At 67.8% G+C, this 21,172-nt stretch carries 18 protein-coding genes; 11 read left to right on the forward strand and 7 right to left on the reverse strand.

Annotated elements, in window-relative coordinates; genetic code table 11:
- Positions 1-25: 25 nt before the first annotated feature.
- Positions 26-919 carry a methylisocitrate lyase gene (prpB, locus tag ACMZ91_RS12780; protein WP_277778663.1) on the reverse strand — a complete coding sequence of 298 codons (894 nt, stop codon included), beginning with the start codon at positions 917-919 and terminating at the stop codon, positions 26-28.
- A gap of 153 nt (positions 920-1,072) precedes the next feature.
- On the opposite strand from prpB, the gene prpR reads away from it, so the two are divergent.
- Positions 1,073-2,656, forward strand: a complete 1,584-nt coding sequence (gene prpR / locus ACMZ91_RS12785) for a propionate catabolism operon regulatory protein PrpR (protein WP_277778662.1) — start codon at positions 1,073-1,075, stop codon at positions 2,654-2,656.
- A gap of 78 nt (positions 2,657-2,734) precedes the next feature.
- On the opposite strand, the gene ACMZ91_RS12790 is transcribed toward prpR, so the two are convergent.
- Together ACMZ91_RS12790 and pdxH are read right to left on the reverse strand one after the other, a co-directional pair.
- Entirely contained in the window at positions 2,735-3,082 is a 348-nt protein-coding gene (locus ACMZ91_RS12790; RefSeq protein ID WP_125895329.1) for a YqfO family protein, read from the reverse strand.
- 9 nt (positions 3,083-3,091) lie between these two features.
- Positions 3,092-3,691 (reverse strand): pyridoxamine 5'-phosphate oxidase, encoded by a 600-nt coding sequence (gene pdxH / locus ACMZ91_RS12795; protein ID WP_277778660.1) that lies wholly within the window; start codon positions 3,689-3,691, stop codon positions 3,092-3,094.
- A gap of 40 nt (positions 3,692-3,731) precedes the next feature.
- Between pdxH and ACMZ91_RS12800 the strand changes: the two genes are divergently transcribed.
- On the forward strand, positions 3,732-4,559 hold the full coding sequence (locus ACMZ91_RS12800; RefSeq protein ID WP_414577075.1) for a kinase: 828 nt from the start codon (positions 3,732-3,734) through the stop codon (positions 4,557-4,559).
- 6 nt (positions 4,560-4,565) lie between these two features.
- On the opposite strand, the gene ACMZ91_RS12805 is transcribed toward ACMZ91_RS12800, so the two are convergent.
- Entirely contained in the window at positions 4,566-4,769 is a 204-nt protein-coding gene (locus ACMZ91_RS12805; RefSeq protein WP_005410663.1) for a dodecin family protein, read from the reverse strand.
- 98 nt (positions 4,770-4,867) lie between these two features.
- Here ACMZ91_RS12805 and ACMZ91_RS12810 point away from each other — a divergent pair, with 98 nt between their 5' ends.
- From ACMZ91_RS12810 to mdtD, 5 genes are all read left to right on the forward strand, one after another.
- A complete protein-coding gene (locus tag ACMZ91_RS12810) occupies positions 4,868-5,410 on the forward strand; it encodes a shikimate kinase (RefSeq protein ID WP_032127802.1) in 543 nt (180 codons plus the stop codon).
- On the forward strand, positions 5,407-6,519 hold the full coding sequence (gene aroB, locus ACMZ91_RS12815; protein WP_277778658.1) for a 3-dehydroquinate synthase: 1,113 nt from the start codon (positions 5,407-5,409) through the stop codon (positions 6,517-6,519). The genes ACMZ91_RS12810 and aroB overlap by 4 nt, the downstream gene beginning before the upstream one ends.
- Before the next feature lie 143 nt (positions 6,520-6,662).
- Positions 6,663-6,902: a WGR domain-containing protein gene (locus tag ACMZ91_RS12820; protein ID WP_032127800.1), complete on the forward strand. Its 240-nt coding sequence runs from the start codon at positions 6,663-6,665 to the stop codon at positions 6,900-6,902.
- Between the two features lie 26 nt (positions 6,903-6,928).
- The gene (hemE, locus tag ACMZ91_RS12825) at positions 6,929-8,011 is read left to right on the forward strand and encodes a uroporphyrinogen decarboxylase (protein WP_049461198.1); all 1,083 of its coding nucleotides are present in this window, start codon (positions 6,929-6,931) and stop codon (positions 8,009-8,011) included.
- 92 nt (positions 8,012-8,103) lie between these two features.
- Entirely contained in the window at positions 8,104-9,513 is a 1,410-nt protein-coding gene (mdtD, locus tag ACMZ91_RS12830; RefSeq protein ID WP_010482759.1) for a multidrug transporter subunit MdtD, read from the forward strand.
- A gap of 618 nt (positions 9,514-10,131) precedes the next feature.
- On the opposite strand, the gene ACMZ91_RS12835 is transcribed toward mdtD, so the two are convergent.
- Both ACMZ91_RS12835 and ACMZ91_RS12840 read right to left on the reverse strand, forming a co-directional pair.
- A complete protein-coding gene (locus tag ACMZ91_RS12835) occupies positions 10,132-13,659 on the reverse strand; it encodes a hybrid sensor histidine kinase/response regulator (protein WP_414577073.1) in 3,528 nt (1,175 codons plus the stop codon).
- A 96-nt stretch (positions 13,660-13,755) separates the two neighbouring features.
- Positions 13,756-17,301, reverse strand: a complete 3,546-nt coding sequence (locus ACMZ91_RS12840) for a hybrid sensor histidine kinase/response regulator (RefSeq protein WP_414577071.1) — start codon at positions 17,299-17,301, stop codon at positions 13,756-13,758.
- Positions 17,302-17,466: 165 nt separating this feature from the next.
- Between ACMZ91_RS12840 and ACMZ91_RS12845 the strand changes: the two genes are divergently transcribed.
- From ACMZ91_RS12845 to ACMZ91_RS12855, 3 genes are read left to right on the forward strand one after another with little or no spacing between them, the layout of a single operon-like run.
- Positions 17,467-18,099, forward strand: a complete 633-nt coding sequence (locus tag ACMZ91_RS12845) for a YceI family protein (protein ID WP_414577069.1) — start codon at positions 17,467-17,469, stop codon at positions 18,097-18,099.
- A gap of 10 nt (positions 18,100-18,109) precedes the next feature.
- The gene (locus ACMZ91_RS12850; RefSeq protein ID WP_005410672.1) at positions 18,110-18,682 is read left to right on the forward strand and encodes a cytochrome b; all 573 of its coding nucleotides are present in this window, start codon (positions 18,110-18,112) and stop codon (positions 18,680-18,682) included.
- A 3-nt stretch (positions 18,683-18,685) separates the two neighbouring features.
- Positions 18,686-19,258, forward strand: a complete 573-nt coding sequence (locus ACMZ91_RS12855) for a YceI family protein (protein ID WP_010482754.1) — start codon at positions 18,686-18,688, stop codon at positions 19,256-19,258.
- 99 nt (positions 19,259-19,357) lie between these two features.
- Here ACMZ91_RS12855 and ACMZ91_RS12860 read toward each other — a convergent pair whose 3' ends face one another.
- Positions 19,358-19,588 (reverse strand): glutaredoxin family protein, encoded by a 231-nt coding sequence (locus ACMZ91_RS12860; RefSeq protein ID WP_032127830.1) that lies wholly within the window; start codon positions 19,586-19,588, stop codon positions 19,358-19,360.
- A gap of 100 nt (positions 19,589-19,688) precedes the next feature.
- Here ACMZ91_RS12860 and ACMZ91_RS12865 point away from each other — a divergent pair, with 100 nt between their 5' ends.
- Positions 19,689-21,071 carry an L-serine ammonia-lyase gene (locus ACMZ91_RS12865; RefSeq protein WP_024956918.1) on the forward strand — a complete coding sequence of 461 codons (1,383 nt, stop codon included), beginning with the start codon at positions 19,689-19,691 and terminating at the stop codon, positions 21,069-21,071.
- Positions 21,072-21,172 lie beyond the last annotated feature (101 nt).

Raw genomic sequence — 21,172 nt, forward strand, 5'->3', positions numbered from 1 at the left:
AAAACTTGATGGTGCAGGGTACTGCTTATTTCTTGGCGGCGAACAGTGCATCGAGCTGTTGCTCGAACGCGTGGTAGCCGATGCGGTCGTAGAGTTCTTCGCGGGTCTGCATGGTGTCCACCACGTTGCGCTGGTGGCCATCGCGGCGCACCGCCTGGTAGACGTTCTCGGCGGCCTTGTTGGCGGCACGGAACGCCGACAGCGGGAACAGCTGGATCGCGACGCCTGCCGAGGCCAGTTCATCGCGGCTGAACAGCGGGGTGGCGCCGAATTCGGTGATGTTGGCCAGCACCGGCACCTTCACCGCGTCGACGAAGCGGCGGTAGGTGTCCAGGTCGTAGGCAGCCTCGGCGAAGATGCCATCGGCACCGGCCTCGACACAGGCGATGGCGCGCTCGATAGCCTTGTCCACGCCGTCCACCTGGATGGCGTCGGTGCGCGCGATCAGGAAGAAGTCCGGATCGGTCTTGGCATCGGCGGCCGCCTTCACCCGGTCGACCATTTCACCCTGCGAGACGATCTCCTTGCCCGGGCGGTGACCGCAACGCTTGGCGCCGACCTGGTCCTCGATGTGGCAGGCGGCCGCGCTGGCCTTGATCAGCGATTTCACGGTGCGCGCGATGTTGAACGCGCTCGGGCCAAAGCCGGTGTCGATGTCGACCATCAGCGGCAGATCGCAGACATCGGTGATGCGGCGCACGTCCACCAGCACGTCTTCCAGGGTATTGATGCCCAGGTCCGGCAGGCCCAGCGAGCCCGCGGCAACGCCGCCGCCCGACAGGTAGATGGCACGGAAGCCGGCGCGCTTGGCCAGCAGGGCGTGGTTGGCGTTGATCGCGCCGATCACCTGCAGCGGCGATTCGGCAGCCAGCGCCTCACGGAAGCGGGCACCGGCGGAGAAAGGGGCGGAAGCGGTCATGCGGCAATCCAGGTTGAAGAACGGATGGGTAGGCGCAAGCACCATGCCAAGCTGCAAGCGATTGATTTCACGGGGATGACCGACACGCAACCGCGAAACAAATGAAACATTGAAACAGATGTATCATGAAATACCCCGTCTGAACCCGCCGCCATGTACCTGCCCCGCTCGCCCCTGCGCCATGCCGATGCCGACCCCGGCCGCCCGGTGATCTGGACGGTCAGCGTCTCGCGGCTGACCGGCCTGCTCGGCGACGTCATTCCCGAGTTCGACCGCCGCGCGCGCATCGAACAGATCAACCTCGGCTTCGAGGAAGCGGTGGAGGTGATCGGCCAGCGCCTGCGCCGCGAGCATTGCGATGTGGTGATTGCCGGCGGCTCCAACGCCGCCTGGCTGCGCGGCCGGTTGGAGCTGCCACTGGTGCCGATCCAGGCCAACGGCTTCGACCTGATGGAAGCACTGGCCCGTGCCCGCCGCATCGCCAGCCGCATCGGCCTGGTCACCCACGCCAGCGACGTGCCGGTGTTCAGCAACTTCCAGCAGAGTTTCGGCCTGGATATCGAGCATCGCCGTTTCGTCACCCGCGAGGACGCGCGCGACTGCATCGCCGATCTGCGCGCCAACGGCATCGAAGTGATCGTCGGCACCGGGATGGCCATCGACCACGCCGAACAGGCCGGCCTGCCCGGCGTGCTGCTGTATTCGGCCGACTCGGTGCGGCAGGCGTTCGAACATGCGCTGGAACTGACCCAGACCCTGGCACGTTCCAGTGGCAATCGGCCTAGCCCACGCCGGCGCCCGGCAGCGCGTGCCGATGCGCATGAACTGCTCGGCGACAGCGACGCGATGGCGCGGGTGCGCGCGCAGATCGCGCTCTACGCCCCACATGACAGCACCGTGCTGGTCAGCGGCGAAACCGGCACCGGCAAGGAACTGGTCGCGCGGCAGCTGCACGCCGCCAGCGGCCGCCGTGGACGCTTCGTGGCACTGAACTGCGGCGCGATCAGCGAATCGCTGCTGGAGGCGGAACTGTTCGGTTACAGCGACGGCGCCTTCACCGGCGCACGCCGTGGCGGCCGTGTCGGCCTGGTCGAAGCCGCAGACGGCGGTACGCTGTTCCTGGATGAGATCGGCGAACTGCCGCTACCGCTGCAGACCCGCCTGCTGCGCGTGCTGGAAGAACGCGAGGTACTGCGTGTCGGCGCCACCGAACCGACCCCGGTGGACCTGCGCGTGGTGGCCGCCACCCTGCAGTCGCTGGAACAGCGCGCGGCAGCCGGCAGCTTCCGGCGCGACCTGTATTACCGCCTGGCCGCGCTGCGCATCGCCCTTCCGCCGCTGCGTGCGCGGCGCGCGGATATCCCCTTGCTGGCACAGCACTTCTTCCGCCAGCTGCGCGGCATCGATGCCCCCCTGGATGAGGATGCGCTGGCGATACTGACCGCCGCCAGGTGGCCAGGCAACGTGCGCGAACTGCGCAATCTGGTGGATCGTCTGCGCATCCACTGGCAGCCGGGCGAAGGGCTGATCGATGCGGCGCGCCTGCTGCAGCTGGCGCCCGAACTTGTGAATGAGGGCATTGCAGCATTGCCGGTGGAAAGCAACGGCAAGCGCCCACCGCGTGCGCAGTTGGAAACGCTGTTGCAGGAACACCGCAATGATCGCGAGGGGATGGCGCAGGCGCTGGGCGTCTCACGCACCACGCTATGGCGCTGGCTGCGCGCGGAGGGGTTGTAACCACTCGTTGCCTGGTGGGTGCGAACCTTGGTTCGCACCGCTCTTCCGTCAAGCATCTCATCCACGCATGGCGTGGATCTACCTGGCCAGCAGCAGCTCGATTTCCTCCACCTGCACCACCGGCACCTGCCACGGGTGATGCGGCACGATGCCCTGTTCGAAGATGCGCTGCAGCCGCTGCGGATTCCGAGGCAGGCAGAATTCCAGGCGCACGCTGTCGACCACTTCGGTGCGGCCCGCCTCACCCTGCACGGGCGACGCACCCACGCGCGGGCGGAACTGCTCGAACCCCGGCGCCGACCACCACATCCCGTGCTCGTAGTCGCCGGCCGCCAGCGCGTCCACCGCGAGGATGCCCTGCTTCACTGCATCCAGTGCTGCCGACGGCACGAACACCACCACACGGTACAGCGGCAGGCGTTGCATCAGGTTGCCTTACGGATACAGCAGGCGCTTGCTCCAGCGCCCTTCGGCACCAGCTTCATAGCACCAGCGTTCGTGCAGGCGGAACTGCGCGCCGTACCAGAACTCGATGCGGTCAGGCACCACGCGCAGGCCGCTCCAGCCCTCCGGGCGCGGCACGTCCTTGCCCTCGAAGCGGGCTTCGATCTCGGCCACGCGCGCGTCGAATTCCTCGCGCGTCGCCAGCGTCTTCGACTGCTGCGAGGCCCAGGCGCCGATCTGGCTCATGCGCGGGCGGCTGGCGAAATAGGCGTCGGCCTCGGCATCGGCAACCTGCTCGACACGGCCTTCGATGCGCACCTGGATGCCGGCCTCGCGCAGGCTGCGCCACAGGAACAGCAGCGCGGCCTGCGGATTGGCCTGCAGCTCCTGGCCCTTGTGGCTGTCCAGGTGGGTATAGAAGACGAAGCCACGCTCGTCGAAGGCCTTCAGCAGCACGGTACGCGCCGAGGGACGGCCCTGCGTATCGGCGGTGGCCACGGTCATCGCATTCGGCTCGACCTCGCGGCTCTGCTTGGCCTCGTCGAACAGGCCGGCAAACGTGGACAGGGCTTCGGCGTACAGGTCGCTCATGATTGCGTTCTTCTCACACGGATTGGGCTATTGTGGCTGCATGGCCGCTGCTGCGTATATGCCCCAGGTGAAAGGATTCCCCGAAACATTGGCCGAACAGGCGCTGGATGATGCGCTGGGCAGCGGCGCAGCGGTTTCAGTATTGGCGATCAGCGGCCTGCAGGGGAGCGGCAAATCGACGCTGGCCGCGCAGGTGGTGGCGCGCGCCCAGGCACGCGGCCTGAACGCGGCCACGCTGTCGATCGATGACGTCTACCTCACCCGCGTGCAGCGACAGCGACTGGCCCGCCAGGTGCATCCGCTGCTGATCACCCGCGGGCCGCCCGGCACCCACGACCTGCCGCTGGCCCACGCCGTGCTGGACGCGGTGGCCGCACGCCAGCCCTTCGCGATGCCACGATTCGACAAGCTGGCCGATGAACGCCTGCCCGAGGCTCAGTGGCCGCAGCTGCAGCAGCCATTGGACCTGCTGGTGTTCGAAGGCTGGTTCCTCGGCACACCGGCGCAGGATGACAACGCACTGGACAGCCCGCTGAACGCACTGGAGCGCGAGGCCGACGCCGATGGCCGTTGGCGCCGCTGGTGCAACCAGGCGCTGGCCCGCGACTACCCGGCGTTGTGGCAGCGCTGCGACCGCCTGTGGTTCCTGCAGCCGCCGGATTTCTCGGTGGTACCACGCTGGCGCTGGCAGCAGGAGCAGAACCTGCAGGCCGCGCAGCCGGGCCGGCACGGCATGAGCCGGCCTCAGCTGGAACGCTTTGTGCAGTACTACGAGCGGGTCAGCCGGCAGGCACTGCGCGCCCTGCCCGCCCTGGCCGACCACGTGGTGGTGCTGGACGGCCAGCGCCAGGTGCAGGACGTACGCTGAGCGCGCCTATTCCACCAGGAAGGTTACACGCAGGTTGACCCGCCATTCGGTGATTTCGCCGCTGCCATTGGTGACCACCTTGGTCTCGTTCACCCAGGCGCCCTGGATGCCCTTGACCGTCTCGGAGACCTTCTTCAGACCGCTGCGCACGGCGTCCTCCACGCTCTTCGGCGAGGAGGCGGTGATTTCGATGACCTTGGCGACCGTCATGGCCTGTACTCCGGCTGGCGCGGGAGACCCCGCAGGAACGCCTACCCTGACGTGAAGAACGTAAAGGCAAGGGCACGGAGGTGTTAGCATCAGAAGGCATGAATCCTGCTCCGAACCTGATCCTGATCGGCCCGATGGGCGCCGGTAAAACCTGCATCGGCCGCCGCTTGGCCGAGCGCTTCACGCTGGACTTCGTCGATGTCGACCAGGCCATCGTCGATGCCGCCGGCGCCAGCATCCCGACCATCTTCGAGCACTCGGGTGAAACCGGCTTCCGCAGCCATGAGCGCGAAGCCTTGGCCCGTGTGCTGGAAGGCCGCGGCCAGCTGGTTTCCACTGGTGGAGGCGCCGTACTCGATCCGGATAACCGCGCCCTGATTGCCCAGCGCGGCTTCGTGGTCTACCTGCGGGTCAGCGTGGCCGCGCAGCTGGAACGCCTGGCCCGCGACAAAGGCAGGCCACTGCTGCAGCGCCCGGACCGCGAGCAGGTGCTGCACGATCTGGCTGCTCACCGCGACCCGCTGTACCGCGAACTGGCCGACCTCACCCTCGATACCGACCCGTACACCGCTGCCGACGCGACCGCCCACCTGGTGGTCAAGCTGGCCACGCAATGGCAGCGCCAGGACCTGACCGCATGACTTCCCCCGCCCTGCTGCAGGTCGCCGTTGGCGGCGACCGCCCCTACTCCATCACCATCGGCGCTGGTGCCCAGACCGACGGCACCGCGTTGGCCTCGCATGTGCGCGGCCGCCACGTGCTGCTGCTCAGCGACAGCGAAGTGGCTCCGCGCTACCTGGCAGCCGTGAAGCAGACGCTGCTGGCCGCACGCCCCGACCTGATCGTCGGCGAGCACGTGCTGGCCGCCGGCGAAGCCTCCAAGACCCTGGCCGAATTCGGCCACGCGATCGAAGCGCTGGCCGCGCTCGGCGCCACCCGGGATGCCTGCGTGTTCGCCCTCGGTGGCGGCGTGGTCGGTGATCTCGCCGGTTTTGCCGCGGCCTGCTGGATGCGCGGCGTGGACTGCGTGCAGCTTCCGACCACCCTGTTGGCGATGGTCGATTCGTCGGTGGGCGGCAAGACCGCGGTCGACATTCCGGCCGGCAAGAACCTGGTCGGCGCATTCCATCCGCCGCGCGCGGTCATTGCCGATACCCGCGTGCTGGCCACCCTGCCACCGCGCGAGCTGCGCGCCGGCCTGGCCGAAGTGGTGAAGTACGGCGCGCTGGGCGACGCGGTGTTCTTCGAATGGCTGCAGCAGCATGCCGATGCACTGCTGGCCGGCGAGGATGCGGTACTGTCCGAAGCCATCGCGCGCAGCTGCCGGCACAAGGCCGCCATCGTCGAGCGTGATCCGTTCGAGAAGGGCGAGCGTGCCCTGCTCAACCTCGGCCATACCTTCGGCCATGCCATCGAGACCGAACAGGGCTACTCGGCCCCGGGCCGCGAAGCACTGAACCACGGCGAAGCGGTGGCGGTGGGCATGGTGCTGGCGGCAACACTGTCCACCGACCTGGGCCTGGCCGACGATGCCGACCGCGCGCGCCTGCAGGCCCTGCTGGAACGCCTCGGCCTGCCGGTGGCGATCCCCGCAGGACTGGATCCGCAGGCCCTGCTCGGCCGCATGCGGCTGGACAAGAAGAACGTGGCCGGCCGCCTGCGCCTGGTGCTGTGGCGTGGCATGGGCCGCGCCGAAGTGGTGCCGGACGTGGATGAGGCAGCGGTGCTGAAGGTGCTGTCGGTCCGGTAGTGCCGGCCGCTGGCCGGCAATCCTGCCGCGCAGCCTGGTAGTGCCGGCCGCTGGCCGGCTTCCCCGCTCATGACGTTGCCGGCCAACGGCCGGCACCACCGCGTTGCGGCCGGGGTCACCCTGGCCCCGCTACAATCGGCGCCATGCACGTCTACCTGCAACATCCCGACGCCGGTGCGCAGGCACCGCGCTTCCTGCGCCTGAGCCTGCAGCCGGATCTCTTCGGCGGCTGGGAACTGCTGCGCGAGAGCGGCCGCGTCGGCAGCCGCTCGCAGCTGCGGCGCGAGCTGTTCCTGCAGGCCGACGAAGCCCGCCATGCCTTCGAGAAGGCCCGCGATGCCGAACTGCATCGCGGTTTCCAGATCCTCTCGCACGGCGACTGACGCCGCTGCCAACTTTCGTCCAAGGAATGCCCATCGTGACCAGCCCTCTCCGCAACGATCGCCTGCTGCGCGCCCTGCGCCGCGAACCGGTGGACTGCACCCCCGTCTGGCTGATGCGCCAGGCCGGACGCTACCTGCCGGAATACCGCGCGACCCGAGCCAAGGCCGGCAGCTTCCTGGCCATGGCCAAGAATCCGGAGATTGCCTGCGAGGTTACCCTGCAGCCGCTGCGCCGCTTCCCGCTGGATGCGGCCATCCTGTTCTCGGACATCCTCACCATTCCCGATGCGATGGGCCTGGAGCTGTACTTCGTCGAAGGCGAAGGCCCGAAGTTCCGCCACCCGGTGCGTGATGAAGCGGCCATCGCCAGGCTGGCGGTGCCGGACATGGAACAGCACCTGGGCTACGTGATGGACGCGGTGCGCCTGATCCGCCGTGAGCTGGACGGCCAGGTGCCGCTGATCGGTTTCTCCGGCAGCCCGTGGACGCTGGCCTGCTACATGGTGGAAGGCGGCGGCAGCAAGGACTTCGCGCGGATCAAGGCGATGGCACTGAACCATCCGCAGGCCCTGCACCGCCTGCTGGAGGTCACCACCGAGGCGGTGATCGCCTATCTCGGCGCGCAGCGCGCGGCCGGTGCACAGGCGCTGCAGGTATTCGATACCTGGGGTGGCGTGCTGTCGCCGTCGATGTACCGCGAGTTCTCGCTGCGCTACCTGCAGCGGATTGCCGAGGGCCTGGAGCGCGGCGAAGGCAACGAGCGCACCCCACTGATCCTGTTCGGCAAGGGCACCGGCCTGCATCTGGAAGCGCTGTCGCAGACCGGTGCCGATGCGCTGGGCCTGGACTGGACGCTGGACCTGGACGAGGCGATGCGCCGCACCGGCGGCCGCGTCGCCCTGCAGGGCAACCTCGACCCGACCACGCTGTACGCCTCGCCGGATGCAATCACCGCCGCAGCAGCACGCGTGCTCGACACCTATGCCGCCGGCAACGGCGGTTCGCGCGAGGGCCATGTGTTCAACCTCGGCCACGGCATGTCGCCGGACATGGACCCGGCGCACGTGCAGGTGCTGGTCGACGCGGTGCACGCGCACAGCCAGCGCTGAGCATTGCGCATGCGGTTGCGGCGCGATGTTGATCGCGCCGTGACCCGCAGTGCGCGATCATGGCGTCCCCCACGCTGCACCGGCCACACCCCATGTCTACATCGCCATCGACCTACAACCGCCAGCGCCCCCTGCTGTGGCTGGTTTCGTTGGCGATCTTCATGCAGATGCTGGACTCGACCATCGTCAACACGGCCTTGCCGGCGATGGCGGCCAGCCTGGGCGAGAGCCCGCTGCAGATGCAGTCGGTGGTGTTCAGCTACGCGCTGGCAGTGGCCACCTTCATCCCCGCCTCCGGCTGGATCGCCGACCGCTACGGCACCCGCCGTACCTTCCTGGTGGCGATCATCCTGTTCACCCTCGGCTCGCTGGCCTGCGCGCTGGCCCAGCACCTGCACCAGCTGGTCGGTGCGCGCGTGCTGCAGGGTATCGGCGGTGCGATGCTGCTGCCGGTCGGCCGCCTGGCAGTGATGCGTTCGGTGCCACGCGAGGATTTCCTGCGCGCGATGAGCTTCATCGCCATCCCCGCGCTGGTCGGCCCGTTGATCGGCCCGACGTTGGGTGGCTGGCTGGTCGAGATCGCGTCGTGGCACTGGGTGTTCCTGATCAACCTGCCGATCGGCGTGATCGGTTTCATCGCCGCGATGAAGATCATGCCCGACCACTACGCCAGCCATCGCACCCGTTTCGACCTGCGCGGCTACATCATGCTGGCCTTTGCGATGGTGGTGCTGTCGCTGGCGCTGGACGGCATCTCCGGGCTCGGAACGCCACATGCGCTGGTGATGCTGATGACCGTGGCCGGCCTGGCCGCACTGGTCGGTTACTGGCTGCATGCCGCCAACTCCACCGCGCCCTTGTTCTCGCTGGCCCTGTTCCGCGTGCCCAGCTACCGCATCGGCATCCTTGGCAACCTGTTCTCGCGCATCGGCAGCAGCGCCATGCCGATGCTGATCCCGTTGCTGCTGCAGGTCGGCCTGGGCCTTGGCCCGATGAACGCCGGCCTGATGATGGTGCCGGTGGCGGCGGCCGGCATGGTGTCGAAGAAGCTGGCGGTGAAGCTGGTCGAGCGCTACGGCTACCGCCGCGTGCTGATGGTCAACACTGTGCTGGTGGGCCTGGCGATGGCCAGCTTCATCCTGATGACACCCGGCCAGCACCTGGCCTGGCGCCTGCTGCAGCTGGCCTTCTTCGGTGCGGTCAATTCCCTGCAGTTCACCGTGATGAACACCGTGACGCTGCGTGATCTGGACCGCGAATTCGCCAGTTCCGGCAACAGCCTGCTGTCGATGGTGATGATGCTCGCCGCCGGTTTCGGTGCCGCGGCGGCCGGCAGCCTGCTGGCCGCGTTCGGCAATCACCTGGACAGCAACAGCGCCACCGCGGCACTGCATGCGACGTTCCTGTGCGTGGGCGCGATCACCCTGACCTCGACGATGATCTTCTGGCAGCTGCCGGACACCAAGCCGGAGCCACGGCAGGTCGAGCACGTCGCGGAGTGAGGGGGTTCGGCAGGGTTGCACCCTGCACCCGCAGAGGCCCAACCCGAAGCAACAGCAACAGCAACAGCGAGCATTCCGTGGGATGGCGGGGCAGTGTGGGCTTGCAGGACACGCCGTAAACCCGTCCATGGGGGCTCGATGGCGCCATCCATGGCGCCAACGGTCCTGCAAGCCCACACCGCCCCACCTCTGACAGGTTCACGCGGCTGTGGGTAACGGCGACTGTTGGAACGCGCGGTTGTTGGTAGGTGTCGACCTTGGTCGACACATCTGTCAGATATCGAATTCCAGATTGGGGTCAGAGCCCGTTGCGCGCCAACGGGATCCGACCCCGTGCTCCGACAGATCGCGGAAAACTGTCGAAGGCGGGGTGGGTTCGGTTGTGGGGGCGTGAGCCGCATGGGCCCGAGGCATGCCTCGGGCGAGTTGGGCAGGAGGCCCAACCCCGGTCTTGCCGTGTGCGCAGGACAGCGCACACGAGCAAGCGGCGACCGAGCTTACATGGACGTACTTGCAGCGTCCCCCGCAACCGGACCCACCCCGCCATCCCACGGATTGCACGCTTTTGACGTTGACGTTGCTTCTGCAGGTGCAGGGCTGCAAGCCCTGCAATAATCCCTACCTTCCCATCACCCTGGCAATCGCTTCCACCAACAGTTCCCCGGTCACCGGCTTGCGCAGGAAGCCACCGATGCCGGCCGCCTCCACCTGCTGCTGCAGGTCCGGGTCGGTACGTGCGGTCACCGCCAGCAGTGGCAGCATGTAGCCCTGGTTGCGCAGATGCTGGGCCAGCTCGAAGCCGCTCAGGCCCGGCAGGTCGAGATCCAGCAGGCCGACGTCGAAATCACCGGCACTGATCTCACGCAGTGCCGCCAGCGCATGGCCCGCATGTACCACCTCGTGCCCGCGCGCACTCAGCAGCCCGCGCACCACATCGGCCACAGTCGCGTCGTCCTCCACCAGCAGTACCCGCAATGGCGGCATGTTGGCCGCGTCCTCGCGGTGCGTTTCACCATCTGCTTCGGCATCGGCATCGACCACCATCGGCAACGGCAACGTCACGCCGAAGCAGGTGCCGCGACCAAGCTGGCTCTCCACCTGGATCCGCCCCTGCATCGCATGCGCCAGTTCGCGGCAGATCGCCAGGCCCAGGCCACTGCCGCCGTACTGCGCCGCGGTACGTGCACCATCGGCCTGCTCGAAGCGGCGGAACAGGCGTTGCTGTTGCTCCTGGCTGATGCCGGGGCCGGTGTCGCGCACTTCGAAATGCAGAGATCGCAGCTCGGCGTCGCTGCGCGCGTGCAGGGTGATGGTGCCGCGGCTGGTGAACTTGACCGCATTCGAGAGCAGGTTCAGCAGGATCTGCCGTACCCGCATCGCGTCGCCGGTGGCCTGCAGGCCGGGCGGCAACTGGTTGTCGAGGGTGAAGCGCAGGCCCTTCTGTGCAGCCAACGGGCCCATCAGCGCCGCCAGGTCCTGCAGCAGGCAGCTCAGCGCGAACGGCTTGGACTGCAACTCCAGACGGCCCGATTCGATCCGCGCCAGGTCCAGCGCATCGTTGACCAGATGCAGCAGGTGCTCGCCGGCGTGGCGGATTGATTGTGTATAGCCGCGCTGCTGCGGATCCAGCGGTGAGGACAGCAGCAGCTCGCTCATGCCGAGCACACCGGTCATCGGCGTGCGGATCTCATGACCAAGGTTGGCCAGGAAGCGGGTCTTGGCCGCCGACGCCTGCTCGGCCAGCTCCTGCTTGTGCAGCGCCAGCTGATAGGCGTGGCGACGCTGCAGGCGGCGACGGTACAGCCAGGCGAACCAGCTGGTCAGCAGCAGCGCGAACGAGGCCAGCACCAGCAGGCCGGACAGGCTGCGCCACCACGGTGGCTGCACGCGGAATTCCAGGCTCTGCACCCGTGACCAGACATGGTCGGCCGACCGCGCCTGCACTTCCAGCCGATAGCTGCCCGGTGCCAGCCGCGAGAACAGGCGCTCACCGGCCGGTCCCACTTCCACCCAGTCCGGGTCATAGCCGGCCAACCGGTAACGATAGGTATTGGACGCCGAATCGGCGAACGACAACAGGCGCGCGACGATGCGCAGATCGCGGTCGCCATCGGCGATCTGCAACGGCGTGTCGTGGGTGAGGTCCAGCACCTGCTCGTTGCGGCGCACCTCCACCCGCTCGATCACCAGCGGCGCACGCCGCATCGAGGGCCGCACCTGCTCCGGGTCGAACACCACCACACCGGCCGGCGTACCCGCCACCAGATGGCCGTCTCCCGACATCACCAGCGTGTGCTCGCGGAATTCCTGGCTCGGCAGGCCGTCATGCACGCCATACAGGCGCACGCTCTGGCCATCGGCGCCGATGCGCACCAGGCCACGCGCGCTGGTTGCCCACGCCACCCCCTGCGCATCGACCACCAGCCCCGAAGCGGAGATCGCCGGGTAGCCCTGCTCGGCACCGATCACGGCCTGCCGCTCCAGCCGGCCCTGGCTCCAGCGGTAGCGCGACAGGCGGCCATCCTCGGACAGCCAGACCTGGCCATCGCTGCCCACGTGCAGTGCATGGATCGCGGTCGCCGGTGCGCCCGGCACCGGCTGGAAGCGCTCGCTTTCCGGCAGCCACTGCAGCAGGCCTCGGCTGCTGGCCAGCCAGATATGGTCCTGCGGCCCGCATTCCACATCGAGATTGAGCTGGCCCTGCTGCAATCCGCGCTGGCCATTGTCCAGCTGGCGCCGCAGGCGCCCATCCAGATCGCGCTGCTGAAGACCCGACGGCAGCATCAGCCAGAGGCTGTCACCATCACAGGTCATCATCGATTCGATGACCCCTTCCATGGTCGCGTCGGCGCCGGCATCCCGGCCCCAGCGGCGCAGATCACGCCGCTTCGGGTCGTAGCGCAGCAGCGCGTCGTTGGAGCCGATCCAGACCTGGCCGCGGCGATCCTCGCGCACCGAGGTCAGCCAGTGCATGCCGTTGACCCAGGTGCGGTGCTGTTCGATGCGGCCGGTCTTCGGATCGAAGCGGTCCAGCGCGCCGTGGCTGCCGACCGTCCAGATGCCGCCGTTGCTGGACGGGCTGGTACCCAGCACGAAGGCATTGCGCAGCGAGCGCGGGTCGTCCTCCAGCCGCGACAGCACCGAGAACTGCCACCAGCGCGGCAGCAGGTGCCACAGGCCGGCGTTGGTGCTGGGCAGCCAGATGCCCCCCTCGCGATCCTCGTAGGCGCCGGTCCAGTTCGGGCGTACCGGGCCACGCGCCACCGCGCTGTACAGCGGCACGGCCTGGTACTGACCATCGACCGCGCGGCCAAGGCCGGTGCGGGTGTCCAGCCAGTGCCCGCCCTGCTCGTCGCGCAGCATCATGCCCAGCACCTGTTCGCCTTCGGGCAGCTTCCAGGACGGTGCCTCGAAACGACCATCGGGACGACGCACGATGGCACCGGCCATCGTGCTGATCCAGAGGCTGCCATCGGGCTCGGCCGTCAGGCCATTGATCAGCAGGCTGGGAACGATGCCGGCACCAACCCGTTCAAAGTCCGTGCCGGTCCAGCGCGCGACGCCATGCTTGGTGCCTATCCACAGGCTGCCATCGACCAGGGTTGCCAGATAGGGCACCGATGCGGCCGGCAGGCTGCGTGGGTTGTTCGCTTCGGGCAGGAAGCGCTGCAGCCGGTCCTGGTTGTCCAGGCGGTACAGACCACCTTCGTGGGTGCCGAACCAGACCGAACCATCCGGCGTGGTGGCCAGGCTCCAGACCGTGTTGGTGCCCATCAACGGCTGGCTGCTGCGGTCGTAGAAATGCAGCTGGCGGCGATCGGCCGACATCCGTACCAGACCGGCGTTCTCGGTGCCGATCCAGAGCTGGTTGCGGGCATCGACCAGCACCGTCCAGATGCGGTTGTCGCGCAGGCCGTCTTCCGAGCGCCAGATCCGGTAGTTGCGCCCGTCGTAGCGGGCCAGACCGTCGTTGGTGGCGATCCAGAGGTAACCGTAACGATCCTCGGCCATGCGGTTCACGGTATTGGACGGCAAGCCGTCGAACACCGTCACCTGGCGCGGGCTCGGTGGCACCGGCTGCGCCGCAGCGGGCGACAGGCAGCACAGGAGGACCAGCAGCAGCATCGCCGCCCGCAGATACACCACCGATTGCCTCCTCACGCTGCTTCTGATGATTCCCGCACTACGGGCGTCGGCATGGTAAACCGAAAGTCGCGCCGTTCACGCCCGGCGCTGGCGCATTCAAAGGGCGGTTTGTCGTTTTGCGCGCGCCTGGGCAATGGCAGTCACCAGCATGTCACCGGTCACCGGCTTGCGCAGGAAGCCATCGAACCCGGCCGCCAGGACCTGGGTCTCGGCGTAGGCATCGGAGCGCGCGGTGACCGCCACCAAGGGGAGTTCATAGCCCATGGTACGCAGCTGGCGAGCGATGGCGGTGCCGTCCAGCGCGGGCAGATCGAGATCGAGCAGGCCCACGTCAAAACCATCGGTGGCAATCTCCGAAAGCGCGCCCAGGCCATGCAGCACGTGCACCACGTCGTGGCCACGGCCACGCAGCAGGCCGGCGATGACCTCGGCCACGGTCGCGTCATCTTCCACCAGCAGGATGCGCAGCGGCGGCAGCACCGGCAGCACCGGCGACTCGCCCGGCGCATTGGCGGCCTGCCGGATCCAGGGCAGCGGCAACCACACCCGGAATCGCGCGCCCTTGCCCGGCTGGCTGTCCACTTCGATGCGTCCGTTCATGGCCACGGCCAGCTCCTGGCAGATCGCCAGGCCCAACCCGCTGCCGCCATAGCGCGACGCGGTGCGCGGGCCGTCCGCCTGTTCGAAGCGATGGAACAGGCGGTCCTGCTGTTCGGCGTTGATGCCCGGGCCGGTGTCATGCACTTCGAAGCAGAGTCCGCCACCGTTCTCTTCCAGGCGCACGGCCAGGCCGACGTGCCCGCGCTCGGTGAACTTGATTGCATTGCCCAGCAGGTTGAGCAGGATCTGCCGCACCCGCATCTCGTCGCCGCTGACGCTGATCGGCCCCAGCGGATCGCCCCCACGCTGGAACCCCAGGTTGCGCTGCTTCGCCATCGGCTCCATCAACGCCTGCACCTGGTCCAGCAGGCCCGCCAGATCGAACGGGCGCAGGTCCAGCTCCAGCCGGCCGGCCTCGATGCGGGCCAGATCCAGCGCGTCATTGACCAGCCGCAGCAGGTGGCTGCCAGCCTGCTGGATCGAGCCTGCATAGCTGCGCTGCACCGCATCCAGCGGGGTGGCCAGCAGCAACTCGCTCATGCCGAGCACACCGGTCATCGGCGTACGCACCTCATGGCCCAGCGTGGCCAGGAACCGGCTCTTGGCCTGGGAGGCCTGCTCTGCCAGTTGCTGCTTGTGCACGGTCAACTGCCATTGCTGGCGGCGGCGCAGGCGCGCACGGATCGACCACACCAGGATAAGCAGCAGCAGCGAGCCGATCAGCAGGTAGCCGAAGATCGCCATGCCGCTGCGCCACCAGGGTGGCAGCACCTTCACCTGCAACCGCTGTGAAGGCGTCCACGTGCCACTGGCCGTTGCCGCCTGGACTTCAATGACGTAGCTGCCGGTCGGCAGCCGCGACAGCGTGCGCTGGCCGTCACCGCCCTGCTCCACCCAGTTCTGGTCGTAGCCCTGCACCCGGAAGCGGTAACGGTTGCCCTGCGGATTGGCATAGGAAAGCAGTCGCGCATCGATCTGCAGATCACGATCATCCGGCCCCAGCAACAGCGTGCCGGTGGTCGGCAGCGGTTGCCAGCCGCGGGCATCATCACGCCGCACGCGGACCTCGGCGATCACCAGCGACGACGGCGGCAGCACCGCATCGGCAGCATTCACATCGAACACGACCAGGCCGGTCTGGGCCACCGCGAGCACGCGACCATCGGCATTCACCGCCGGCGGCCTGCTGGTGAACTCGGCGTCGGGCAGGCCATCGCGCTCGTTGAACTGCTGCAGGCGGCGCGTCTTCGGGTCCCACCGCAGCAGGCCACGTGGCGTGGTCGCCCACAGGCGGCCGTCTTCGGCCAGCGCCAGTCCGCCCATGCTGACCGAGGGTACGCCAGCACTGCCATCGATGCGCTGGATCAGGCGCAGGCTCATGCCATCCCATTGGAAGCGTTCCAGCGCCCCCTGCCGGGCCAGCCACAGCTGCTGCGGATCCACCCACACCAGATCGTAGATCAACCCGCGCGAAACGCCCGGCACCGCTTCGAAGCGCCCGGCCTGTTCACGCCAGATCCCCATGTCGCCCATCACCCAGGCCTTGCCCTGTGCATCAAAGCGGATCTGCTCAACCGGTGAATCGGCGGTCTTGCGGAGATCCTCCAGAGGGTAACTACGCAGCACGCGGCCATCGGCGCTGCGCTGCTGCAGGCCCAGGTTCATCACCGACAGCCAGACCGTGCCATCGGGGGCCTGCCGCATCAGATCGATGCGCTGGCGCAGATCGGCTCCCCCATCGATATGCCAATCGTGCAGCGCACGGGTGGCCGGGTCGTACACGCTGATGCGGCCGGCACGCCCCAGCCACAGGCGCCCGTCCGGCCGCGGCAGCACCGACCACACCGCCCCGCTGCCGATCTCGCGATCGCTGGCCAGCAACTTCAGTACTCCCTGCGCGTCCAGCTGGTACACGCCATGCGCTGAGCCGACGTAGTAATTCCGGCCATCACTGGCTGCACTCAGCAGGTACTGGCTGTCCAGCGGCTTGCCGTCAAGCTGGTTCCAGATCGAAAACCGGCGCCAGTCCGGCGGCAGGTAGGCCAGGCCCTGGGTCAGCAGCGCCACCCACAATCCGCCCTCATGGTCCTGCATCAGATCAAGCACACCGCTCTGGGCAGTGAGGAAGCCACTGCCGCGGTCGCCGTCGAGCCGCCGCAGCATGCTGGCATCTCCACGCAACAGGCCATCGGAGGTGCCCGCCCAGTAACCGCCCTGGCGATCGGCCAGCACCAGTGCCGAACGCAGGTGTGCACTGTCGGCCCAGCGCGGACGGCTGACCCGGTCCTGCGCGTCGATACGGTAGAGGCCGTCATTCTGGCTGCCGGCCCAGACCGAGCCATCGGGGTCGCGGCTCAGCCGCAATACACTAAGCGCCCCCAGTTCGCGCGGCGCGACAGCCTCGAATCCAGTCCCGTTCCAGCGCGCAATGCCCGCCTCGGTGCCGATCCACAGTCGCCCCTGCGCGTCGACGAGGCTGCTGTAGATGGTATTGCTGGGCAACCCGCCAGGACGGGCCGGATCATGCTCGAAGAAGCGCAGGCTGCCGTCTTCACCGAAACGGCATACGCCATGGCCACTGGTGCCGATCCACAGTGCATCCTCGGCGTAGGCCAGCGTCCAGAACTGGCTCATGCAGGGGCCGTTGACCGCATCGAAGGTCTTGAAGCGTTCGCGGTCGGCATCCAGCCGTGCCACGCCCTTGCCATTGATGCCGACCCAGACGCGGTCCAGGGGATCGACCAGCAGGGTCTCGATCTCGTTGCCGGGCAGCGAGCCCGGCTGCTCCGGATCATGTTCCCAGACCCGCAGGTTGCCGCCGTCATAGCGCACCAGGCCACCATCGGTGGCCGCCCAGATATGGCCCTGGCGGTCCTCGGCCAGCGCCAGCACCATGCGCGAGGGCATGCCTTCAGCTGCACCGAAACGGCGCAGGCGCGGTGTTTCCGCCATGTCGAGGGCCGTGGCCGCCGTGGCGAACGCCATCAGCAGCAGCCCCATTCCCGCGATGCCTCGGCACCACAGGCGCCAACCGCTCGTCATCCTGAACCCCCTGTCCTGTCCCGATTGTCACACAGGGCCGGGTTCATGGCTGCAACAGGCTGTTTCCACCGGTGGCCCCACCACGAACTGTTGCAGCCATGCACGCAACGTTGGCAGGGGGCTGTGCGTATGATCGCAACGTCCCCCTTCCGGAGCCCGCCATCGATGCGTCCCTGCCTGGCCCTGCTGCCGATGCTGCTCGCCACCGGCCCCGCCTGGGCGGATGCAGATACCTATCGCCTCGATCCGGTGCATACGCGTGTGCTGTTCACCATCGACCACGCGGGTTACTCGCAGGCGATGGGGACGGTCTCCGGCAGTGAGGGCCGCCTGCAGTTCGATCCCGACAACTGGCGCGAGGCCACACTGGATGTCGAGGTCCCCGTGTCGCGATTGGACCTAGGTGATGCCAAATGGAACCAGGCCACGCTGGCCCGCAGCCTGCTCGACGGCGTGCGTTTCCCCAGCGCGCGCTTCGTCTCCAGCCGGGTCGAACCGATCGATGCCAGGCGCGCCCACGTGATCGGTACCCTGACCCTGCGCGGCGTCAGCCAGGAAGTCACCCTGGACGTGACCCTCAACGCCATCAAGCGCTACCCCCTCCCCCCGTTCCGACGCACCGCCGGTTTTTCCGCCAGCACCACGCTGAGCCGGCGCGCGTTCGGCATCACCGCCTGGCCGGGCGTCATCGGTGATGCAGTACAGCTGAGGATCGAGGCTGAAGCCACCCTCGACCGCAGCGACGCCCCGGGAACTCCCGCTCCCGTTCCGCACTCCGACCCCAAGACGGCCCGCTAGAGGACCTTTCATGACCGCCAAGAACACCCCCGCCGCCTGGGGGAGTGTCAGCCAGATCCTGCATTGGTTGATCGCACTGCTGATCCTCGCCCTGGGCGTGGTCGGCCTGACCATGGGCGAACTGCCCAAAACGCCCAAGTACTTCTGGGTCTACACCGCACACAAGTCGATCGGCATCACCGTACTGGCACTGGTGCTGTTCCGCCTCGGCTGGCGCCTGTACGCCGGCGCCCCCAAGCCGGTGCCGGGCGTGCCCAGCTGGCAGGAGCGCATCGCAAGCGCCACCCACGTGCTGTTGTATGTGCTGATGTTCGCCATCCCGCTGTCGGGCTGGCTGTACGACTCGGCCAGTGGCCTGCGCCCGTTCCGCTGGTTCGGCCTGGTTGATGTGCCCAAGCTGAGTGGCCCGGATCCGCAGGTCGTCGCGGTGTCCCACGCCATCCACGAATACGGCTTCTGGCTGTTGATCGCGGTGGTGCTGGCCCATGCCGGCGCTGCCTTCTACCACCACCTGTTCCAGCGCGATGCAACGTTGTCCCGCATGTTGCCGCGCGGCTGGCTCGCCTCCCCTCAGAAGGACTGATCGATGAACCTGAAACTGACCACTCCGGCCGCCGTGGCCGCCGCCCTGGCCGGCATGCTGGCCACCGCCCCGGCGCTCGCCGCGGACTACGCGCAGGCCCCCGGCGCCGGCTCGATCCTGGTGTTCGCCACCAAGTACGACGGCGAAGTGTTCACCGGCAGCTTTCCGGGCTTTGCCACCAAGCTCAGCTTCGACCCGGCCAACCCGGCCGCCGGTTCGCTGGACGTGGTGATTCCGCTGGCCGGTGCCAAGAGCGGCAACAGCGACCGCGACTCGACCCTGCAGACCGCCGACTTCTTCAACGTCGGCAAGTTCGCCACTGCGCGTTACACCGCCAAGGGCTTCCGTGCGGTGGGCAACGACCAGTTCGCCGCCGACGGCACGCTGGAGCTGCGCGGCGTCAGCAAGCCGGTCACCCTCACCTTCACCTGGAAGCCGGGCACCCAGCCGGTGTTGACCGGCAAGGCCACCGTCAAGCGCCTGGACTTCGGCGTCGGCAGCGGTGACTGGGCCGACACCAAGACCATCCCGGACGAAACCGCGATCAGCACGATCGTGAAGTTCGACGCGAAATGATCAACGGGCCGGGGCACCGCCCCGGCCATCATCTCCGGTAGTGCCGGCCGCTGGCCGGCAACCTCACCGATGCGGGCAGGTGCCGGCCAGCGGCCGGCACTACCGTTCGACGGCCAGCCAGGCTTGAACCGCAGCCGCGTCGAACGGCCAGTCCAGCTCACGGTCGCCGCGCTCGTCGCGCAGCACCGGCACCCGCGCGCCGTAGCGCGATTCCAGCGCTGGCTGGTCATCCAGGAACACCGATTCGAATTCCGGCGCCCGGGCCTTGGCCAGCTCGGCCAGCGCCATGTCGCACAGGTGGCAGTCGTCACGCTGGAACAGAGTCAACACCGGCAGGGTCCCCTTGGTGGAAATGCTGCGCCGCAGCCATTGAAGTGCGGCGTGAACCGCTAGAATAGCGGTCTCTTCCGGTACCCGCAGTACGGCAACCATGGCTGTCAGCACGTTCGACGTTTTCAAGATCGGCATTGGCCCGAGCTCCTCGCACACCGTCGGGCCGATGAAGGCCGCCGAGCGATTCATCCACCGCTGGCTGCTCGACCCGGGCCGCCTGCACGAGGTCGCGCGCATCCGCGCCGATGTCTATGGCTCGCTGGCGCTGACCGGCCGCGGCCATGGTACCGACAAGGCGATCCTGCTCGGCCTGGAAGGGCAGCGGCCGAACCTGATCGACCCGGACATCATCCCGGCCACGCTGGAGCGCATCCGCAGCAGCAAGCGCATCCAGCTGATGGGCCAGCACGAGATCGCCTTCGACGAAAAGCGCGACCTCGGCATGAACAAGCGCCAGAAGCTGCCGTACCACACCAACGGCATGCGCTTCACCGCGTACAACGCCGAGGACGAAGTAATTGCCACCCGCGATTACTACTCGGTCGGTGGCGGCTTCGTGGTCAACCAGGACGACGCGGCCGATGACCGCATCGTGCCCGACGAGACCCCGCTGCCCTACCCGTTCAAGAGCGGCGACGAGCTGCTGGCGCAGACCGCACGCAGCGGCCTGAGCATCGCCCAGTTGATGTTCGAGAACGAGAAGTGCTGGCGCAGCGAAGACGAGATCCGCGCCAACCTGCGCGAGATCTGGAGCGCGATGCAGTCGTGCGTCGCGCGTGGCATCCGCGAGGAAGGCGTGCTGCCGGGTGGCCTGAAGGTCGGCCGTCGCGCACCGGCGCTGTACCGTGAGCTGTCGTCGAAGCCGGAAGCGGCGATGCGCGATCCGCTGACCACGCTGGACTGGGTCAACCTGTACGCACTGGCGGTGAACGAAGAAAACGCCGCCGGTGGTCGCGTGGTGACCGCGCCGACCAACGGTGCAGCCGGCGTGCTGCCGGCGGTGCTGCATTACTTCGACCGTTTCTGCCCGGGCGCCAACGAGCAGCGTGTGTTCGACTTCCTGCTGACCTCGGCGGCGATCGGCATCCTGTACAAGGAAAACGCTTCGATTTCCGGTGCCGAAGTGGGCTGCCAGGGCGAAGTGGGCGTGGCCTGCTCGATGGCGGCCGGCGGCCTGGTCGCGGCGCTGGGCGGCAACCCGAGTCAGATCGAGAATGCTGCGGAAATCGGCATGGAACACAACCTGGGCCTGACCTGCGACCCGATTGGTGGACTGGTGCAGATTCCGTGCATCGAGCGCAATGCGATGGGTGCGGTGAAGGCGATCAATGCCTCGCGCATGGCGATGCGCGGCGACGGCAAGCACAAGGTGTCGCTGGACAAGGTGATCAAGACCATGCGCGATACCGGCCGCGACATGCAGGACAAATACAAGGAAACCAGCCGCGGTGGCCTGGCGGTGAACGTCATCGAGTGCTGATGGCCGCAGCCAGGCATGGCCTGGCTCTACCCTGCAGCCGGGCATGAGCCCGGCTCAACATCGGACGACACCGTCACCGCGTTCCGGTTAGGCTCGGGGCT

Source organism: Stenotrophomonas sp. FR024 (genome assembly GCF_047500745.2).
GTDB lineage: Bacteria > Pseudomonadota > Gammaproteobacteria > Xanthomonadales > Xanthomonadaceae > Stenotrophomonas > Stenotrophomonas maltophilia_A.

What these genes read in the sequence shown, in the direction of transcription:
- prpB (WP_277778663.1), bottom strand. Translation starts at nt 919, where the DNA reads ATGACCGCTTCCGCCCCTTTCTCCGCCGGTGCCCGCTTCCGTGAGGCG.
- prpR (WP_277778662.1), top strand. Translation starts at nt 1,073, where the DNA reads ATGTACCTGCCCCGCTCGCCCCTGCGCCATGCCGATGCCGACCCCGGC.
- ACMZ91_RS12790 (WP_125895329.1), bottom strand. Translation starts at nt 3,082, where the DNA reads ATGCAACGCCTGCCGCTGTACCGTGTGGTGGTGTTCGTGCCGTCGGCA.
- pdxH (WP_277778660.1), bottom strand. Translation starts at nt 3,691, where the DNA reads ATGAGCGACCTGTACGCCGAAGCCCTGTCCACGTTTGCCGGCCTGTTC.
- ACMZ91_RS12800 (WP_414577075.1), top strand. Translation starts at nt 3,732, where the DNA reads ATGGCCGCTGCTGCGTATATGCCCCAGGTGAAAGGATTCCCCGAAACA.
- ACMZ91_RS12805 (WP_005410663.1), bottom strand. Translation starts at nt 4,769, where the DNA reads ATGACGGTCGCCAAGGTCATCGAAATCACCGCCTCCTCGCCGAAGAGC.
- ACMZ91_RS12810 (WP_032127802.1), top strand. Translation starts at nt 4,868, where the DNA reads ATGAATCCTGCTCCGAACCTGATCCTGATCGGCCCGATGGGCGCCGGT.
- aroB (WP_277778658.1), top strand. Translation starts at nt 5,407, where the DNA reads ATGACTTCCCCCGCCCTGCTGCAGGTCGCCGTTGGCGGCGACCGCCCC.
- ACMZ91_RS12820 (WP_032127800.1), top strand. Translation starts at nt 6,663, where the DNA reads ATGCACGTCTACCTGCAACATCCCGACGCCGGTGCGCAGGCACCGCGC.
- hemE (WP_049461198.1), top strand. Translation starts at nt 6,929, where the DNA reads ATGCCCATCGTGACCAGCCCTCTCCGCAACGATCGCCTGCTGCGCGCC.
- mdtD (WP_010482759.1), top strand. Translation starts at nt 8,104, where the DNA reads ATGTCTACATCGCCATCGACCTACAACCGCCAGCGCCCCCTGCTGTGG.
- ACMZ91_RS12840 (WP_414577071.1), bottom strand. Translation starts at nt 17,301, where the DNA reads ATGACGAGCGGTTGGCGCCTGTGGTGCCGAGGCATCGCGGGAATGGGG.
- ACMZ91_RS12845 (WP_414577069.1), top strand. Translation starts at nt 17,467, where the DNA reads ATGCGTCCCTGCCTGGCCCTGCTGCCGATGCTGCTCGCCACCGGCCCC.
- ACMZ91_RS12850 (WP_005410672.1), top strand. Translation starts at nt 18,110, where the DNA reads ATGACCGCCAAGAACACCCCCGCCGCCTGGGGGAGTGTCAGCCAGATC.
- ACMZ91_RS12855 (WP_010482754.1), top strand. Translation starts at nt 18,686, where the DNA reads ATGAACCTGAAACTGACCACTCCGGCCGCCGTGGCCGCCGCCCTGGCC.
- ACMZ91_RS12865 (WP_024956918.1), top strand. Translation starts at nt 19,689, where the DNA reads ATGGCTGTCAGCACGTTCGACGTTTTCAAGATCGGCATTGGCCCGAGC.